Genomic DNA, 6,000 nt, shown 5'->3' on the forward strand with positions numbered 1-6,000 from the left:
ACAACGCCTCTCGTCACTTTGGCGCGTGCTCACTCCGCTGCCATCGGCTGTTTTTACACGTGAAGCCGCGCCAGCACAGGAAGCACGAGAGCATCGCGGGGGGCGCCGCCGCCCAGTGTTGCTGCAGCAGCTTTGTGGCGAGTTCAGGCATGGTGATGGATAGCTTTGCCTCAACTGTTTGGACCAGGAAAGCTTTGTAGGACGCCAGCTTACCGCCCGTGTCGGCGGGCGGCCCTGACGGGCCGCCGCAAGGGAGCTGGAGTGCCGCTGGCGCTGCATCAGATTGATGGCACAGCTGTCACTGACCCCAAAGTGGCGGGCCGCCGGCGGCAGGAATGGCCCACCTCGACAAAGGCCGCAACCCGCAAGCGCAGATCCAAGGAGAAGCTCTGAGTCATGATCCGCCTCCTGTTTCCACAAGGGAGCCACACTTCAGCCGAGGCCGAAACCTCTTGAATCTGCCTTTCAGTTCAATGTTCTAATATTCCGCTATTAAGACAGAGTATCGCTCATCGCCTGATTGAGAACCCGCAGAAGCAGATCCGCGTGCTCGCGTTTGAAGATCATCGGTGGGCGCAGCTTGATGACGTTGTCATAGGGACCATCTGTACCCATGAGTACCCCAAGCTCCTTAGCCCTATTGGAAACCTTGGACGCGATGTCTCCTGCATGCTCTTTGGTCGAACGGTTCCGGACGATTTCGATTCCGAGGAAAAGCCCCCGTCCGCGCACATCACCGATGGCCGGATACCTCTCCTGCAGGCGCCGCACTCCTTCAAGGATATAGGCTCCTTGGTTGGAGGCATTGGCTAGCAGATCTTCTTTCTCAAGGGTTTCAAGCACCGCGAGTCCTGCGGCACAGGAGACAGGGTTCCCGCCAAAGGTGTTGAAGTACTCCATGCCGTTCGCAAAGGCTTCAGCAATCTCCCGGCGGACTGCCACGACGGCCAGCGGATGCCCGTTGCCGATGGGCTTTCCCAGCGTGACGATATCTGGAATGACGCCATGCTCCTCAAAAGCCCACATGGAGCCTCCGACGCGGCCAAACCCAACCTGCACCTCGTCGGCGATTACGACGCCGCCCGCCCGACGGACATGTGAATAGACTTCTTTCAGGTATCCTGGCGGAAGGAAGATCTGGCCGGCCACGCTCGGGATCGTTTCGGCGATGAATGCTGCCGGAGAATGACCTGCCGACACGAGGCCGGAAATGATCCTTGCTGCTTCATCGGCATAGGATTGGGCAATGTCCTCCGGGGTTCCGGCGAGGAGCGCCCGGTAGACATCCGGGATCGGAAGCTCGTGGGTGAAGGAAGGTCGCCCACGACCGCCTTTTCTCTTGTACTTGTAGGGGCTGACATCGATCAACGCTTGTGTGTGGCCATGATAGGCCCAGTCGAGCACAAGCACGTCGTTGCGACCCGTATAAGTTCGCGCCATGCGCAAGGCCAAGTCATTAGCCTCACTGCCCGTACATACAACGAAGAACGTGTCGAGTTCCTTCGGAAGCGCTTTAGCCAGCCTATCCGTGTAGTCGATAATGGTATCGTGGAGATAGCGCGTGTTAGTGTTGAGAAGAGCAGCTTGACGAGCGATCGCCTTCACTACGTTGGGATGGCAGTGTCCGAGATGGGCGACGTTGTTATAGCAATCGAGATAGGCGCGACCTGAATCGTCGTAGAGCCAGACACCTTCACCTCGCACCATTTTGAGTGGGGTGCTGTAGGACATGCTGATATTGCGCCCCAGCCGTTCGCGCCGCTTCTCGACCAATTCCTGCTTTGTGCGGCCGGGCCTCACGAACGTTTCTGGCGTCAGACCTGCAAGATCGTAGGGGCGTGGGTAAAGGTCCTCCCAGACCTCTGTGAATGCCTCTTCGCCAACGCCCGGGATGATACCGACATCCTCATATGGCACCGTAATCAATTGCAGGTGAACGTGGGGAACCCAGCCGCCGTTCTCCGCATAGTCGCCGAGTCGGGCCACGAAGCTGCCAGCATTGAGTCGTTCGCCGACGCGGCGCTCTCGGACTGAGGCATGGTCCAGATGGCCCCAGAGGGTCCAGAAGCGCAGGCAGGGCTCCGGCTCGTGCTCAAGCAGGATCAGTCCGCCATAATCTTGTGGCTCTGGGTTGATAGTGGCCGCGACAACTGTCGCTGCCAGAGGCGTGAACATCTCCGTTCCGGCCGGCGCAAAGATGTCAAGACCGAGATGCACGTTGCGGCGTTTACCTGCAGCCAATACCGATTCGAAGAACGGCGCAGTATAGATCACACGTCGTTCCCCCCAAGGGCCTAGGCCAAGATCGAACCCATGTCTCTGCACGAGTTCGGAATAGGCGCTGTCGGCACCAGAGATATCCTGGGCGGCGCTTGCAGCGGCCAAGGGCTCATCAAGGCTGCCGAGGTTCAAGACATGCTTTGCCTGACGCGCCGGGTGGGGTGTCATGAGAGGTGCCAGGTTCTGGCGATTGGTGGAGAGCCACTCTCTAATCCGATGAGCTCCCGGAGCAGCCTCAAGCCCACAGGCTTGGCGCAGAATGCCCGTTGCGATGCGGTGATCGATCGCCGAGAGTTTCCGCAGCAGATCCCATGCAGGCTTCTCACTGACGAAGAGGTATGGATCGTCGGCAGCGCCCATACGGCGAACGGCCGACATGGTAACACTGATGGCAAGGCGGGCCATGATTAAATCCAAGATCACGGAGAATTCCGCATCCTGAAGCGGGTATTCGGCATGGTAGCCGGCAACAACTCGGGCCGCCGCTTGGACGGGGTCGAGTTCATCAAGCATTGCGTAGGCGCAAGCGACGGCGACCTCGGCGACAATGGGAGAATGCACGGCATCACCAAAATCAATCAAGCCGTTCACGCGCCCATCAGCAACAAGGATGTTCCAGTCGTTCGCGTCGTTATGAATGACACCACAGCGCAGGTGCTTCAGAGCAGGCGCCACACGGGCATTGTAGATGTCGAGCGCCTTCTCCACGAGGAGACGCTGCTCGGGATCGGTGATAGCACTCAGACGCTCCCGAGCGGATGGTGTTGTCCGGATTTCCCAGTCGAAGGAACGGTGTGCTCCTGCGTGGCCGAAGCTAGCGAGCGCCCGATCCAGCTGCCCCAGGAGCCTCCCCAGGCCATGCAGCATCTCCGGCAGCTTCGCCTCCTCGGCGAGCGGATGCCCCGGAAGATAGGAGACAAGTCGCATGGCATACTGTTCCGAGACACCATTAACTAGGGCAAAATCCTGCCCGTCTGCGGTGGGCAGGATACGCGGGACAGGTAAGCTCGGATCGAAACTCTCCAGGTGGCGCAGGAGAGAGGTCTGAAACGCAATGGCGGAGAGAGGTTCCGCGGCATTCATGATCTTGAGCGTAAACCTTCGCCCATCTTTCGTCTCGACAAGGAAGTTCTGATCTCGCTCGCTCGGCAGAGAGGTCAAGTCACCTTCAATGCCAAAGCGGGCCCGCAGATGCTGAAGGGCCTCCCCGCGTGAAAAGGTTGGACGAGGGTTGTTGACGATGGTCACGGCATCATTCCGGGTTTGTGGTTTTCCGGAAATCTGACATCTCCGGAGTGGCGGCTGCACCAGTCAATATGGCGGCTCCACCGCCGTTTCGGTGGCTCGAACGTCGATTTCCTCCACTCAGGTAGGCTTCTCATCCTTGAGAACGATTGCCGTTGTGAGGTCTGCGATATCCGGCAGGAGAGCGATCTCGTCCCGGGCGGCATTGAGGCCTGACATTGCAGCAGCCTCAATTTCGACCACGAGGTCTAGGTCGCCGCTGACGGAAAAGCACCGGCGAACGGCCGGAAGAGCCGTGATGCGGCAGACGGCCTCCCTTGCTGGCGTTCGCTTCAACCGGATCATCAGTAGAGCCCTGACCGCCTCCCCTCCGTAAAGATCGGGCTGCACATCCGCCTTATAGCCGAGGATGATGCCATCTGCCTCCATACGAGCGATCCGCTCGCGGACGGAGCTGCGCGCCAGGCCAACCTTGCCAGCCAAAGTTTTTAGGGGGAGGCGAGCATTCTGCTGAAGAAGCCGCAATATCTCGTGGTTCTTTTCGTCCATGCGGTGGAGAGCCTAGAACTGTTGTTGGCGAGAAGATGCTGGACAGATCAAACAGTGAGGGTCAGGTAGCTAGTCGCGCTTACGATACCACAAAGGATGATAATTCACGAACATGTCTACACCGGCTGGAGTACTAGACTTCTATAAATATCAAGGCCGCTATTCCGTCTCCTCGAGTCCTGCGATCCGCGATACACAGCGCGTCGGATCCAGCCTGGGCATGAGACAGAATTATTATATCAAAGCGGACCCGAAATCGGGCAGCTTACAAGTTGAATTCGAAGGCTGGTGGGGGTGGAAATAATCTTGTAAGTGATCTACTCGTCGCGGCAACGCCTGTCACCTAGAAGAAAGACTTTCATCGCATATGTCGTAGAGCAGATCCGTTGAAATGAACAAGAGCATATTGCGCTTGCTTATCAGGAACTAGAGCTGTTTTAGAATGGATGATGTTATACAGCCATGCCTAGGCTCAGGACTCGTTAATTGAGGTAGAAGGCCACTGAGGCAGCGATGCAGATGGCTGAGAAGAAGGTGTGGGCGCAACGGTCATAGCGGGTGGCAATCCGGCGCCAGTCTTTAAGCTTGGCGAACATGTTCTCGACCTTATGCCGTTGCCGATACAGAGCCCTGTCGTAGGCAATTGGCACCTTGCGGCTCCTGGTCGGCGGAATGCACGGCGTGATGTCCTTCTCGACCAGAGCTATCCGGAACCAGTTGCTGTCGTAACCTCGGTCGGCAATCAGGGTTGTGCCGGAGGGCAAAGCCTCGAGCACGAGCCTGGCCCCTTTGTGATCGCTCATCTGCCCTTCCGACAAAAGCAGAATGATCGGCTTGCCGGCGCCATCGCAGACAGCGTGGAGCTTGGAGTTCAGCCCGCCTTTCGTGCGCCCGATACGACGGGGAACATCCCCTTTTTGAGCAGGCTTGCCGCGGTGCGGTGCGCCTTCAGGTGGGTGGCATCGATCATGATGCGCTCCGGCTTGGGACCTTCACCTGCCAGGGCCGCGAAGATCCGGTCGAACACGCCCAGCCGGCTCCATCGCATGAACCGGTTGTAGAGCGTCTTGTGTGGCCCGTATGCCTTGGGAGCATCCTTCCACTGCAGGCCATTGCGGATGACGTACACGATGCCGCTGACCACCCGCCGGTCATCCACCCGTGGCACGCCATGAGCCAAGGGAAATGCGGCGAGATCCGCGCCATCTGGCGCTCGCTCAGCAGAAACAGATCACCCATTCACAGCCTCCTCAAACGGAGGCTCAGAATCACAACTCAGCTCAAATTAATAGGTCCTGAGCCTAGTTCGTGTCATTCGCAAATATGACATAGCCGGGTTAAGTTACTTTACCCACTAAAGGAAGTGTCTATTAGTGCTTGTCGACCATGCGCTTGATCTCAAAGACAGCCCCGATCAGAAAGATCGTGAACACAATGCCGCCAAGGACAGTCGAGATCAGGTTGCCACTGACGTTAGGGTTGGAGCCCGCCGCTACCATGAACAGGCACAGCGGCAGGACCAAGGTGATGGCACCCAACAGGACGAGAATGCGCGTCGTGCTCATGTTGGCTCCTCAAGCCAGTGAGGGACGAGTATGCCGACGGTTCTCAACCATAGCCATGACCCGTTGGAGTGATCCTGCCGCCGTCAAGCGCTCCGATTAGACAGCTTCTTTGAGTTCCTTGGCGGGTCGGAAGGCGATCTTCTTGGAGGCTTTGATCTTGATCGCCTCTCCCGTCTGTGGATTGCGGCCCATGCGGGCAGCGCGCTTGCGCACCTGCAGGATGCCAAGCCCGGTCAGGCGGATCTTCTCGCCCTTCTTCAGGCTCCTGGTGATCATCTCCACCACCTGGGTCAGCATCTCGTTGGCCTGACGCTTGGGCAGCTCATGCGTCTCGGACAGCCGCTCCGCCAGATGGCGCAGC

General features: G+C 58.3%; 4 protein-coding genes and 1 pseudogene. All 5 read right to left on the reverse strand.

The features are described from left to right. Window positions 1–492: 492 nt before the first annotated feature. Entirely contained in the window at window positions 493–3,528 is a 3,036-nt protein-coding gene (locus tag DES45_RS21745) for an aminotransferase class III-fold pyridoxal phosphate-dependent enzyme (RefSeq protein WP_114772544.1), read from the reverse strand. A 117-nt stretch (window positions 3,529–3,645) separates the two neighbouring features. Beyond that, window positions 3,646–4,074 (reverse strand): Lrp/AsnC family transcriptional regulator, encoded by a 429-nt coding sequence (locus DES45_RS21750; RefSeq protein ID WP_114772546.1) that lies wholly within the window; start codon window positions 4,072–4,074, stop codon window positions 3,646–3,648. 482 nt (window positions 4,075–4,556) lie between these two features. Next, a pseudogene (locus tag DES45_RS21755) lies at window positions 4,557–5,313 on the reverse strand (IS5 family transposase). A 131-nt stretch (window positions 5,314–5,444) separates the two neighbouring features. Then, the gene (locus tag DES45_RS21760) at window positions 5,445–5,639 is read right to left on the reverse strand and encodes a hypothetical protein (protein ID WP_114772548.1); all 195 of its coding nucleotides are present in this window, start codon (window positions 5,637–5,639) and stop codon (window positions 5,445–5,447) included. A 96-nt stretch (window positions 5,640–5,735) separates the two neighbouring features. Then, complete coding sequence (locus DES45_RS21765; RefSeq protein WP_170151595.1) at window positions 5,736–5,999, reverse strand: HU family DNA-binding protein; 264 nt, start codon at window positions 5,997–5,999, stop codon at window positions 5,736–5,738. Window position 6,000: the final 1 nt, after the last annotated feature.

The organism is Microvirga subterranea, from assembly GCF_003350535.1.
In the GTDB taxonomy this organism is placed as follows: domain Bacteria; phylum Pseudomonadota; class Alphaproteobacteria; order Rhizobiales; family Beijerinckiaceae; genus Microvirga; species Microvirga subterranea.

Excerpts from the sequence above, each read along its gene's own strand:
- DES45_RS21760 (WP_114772548.1), bottom strand. The coding sequence starts at position 5,639 with ATGAGCACGACGCGCATTCTCGTCCTGTTGGGTGCCATCACCTTGGTC.
- DES45_RS21750 (WP_114772546.1), bottom strand. The coding sequence starts at position 4,074 with ATGGACGAAAAGAACCACGAGATATTGCGGCTTCTTCAGCAGAATGCT.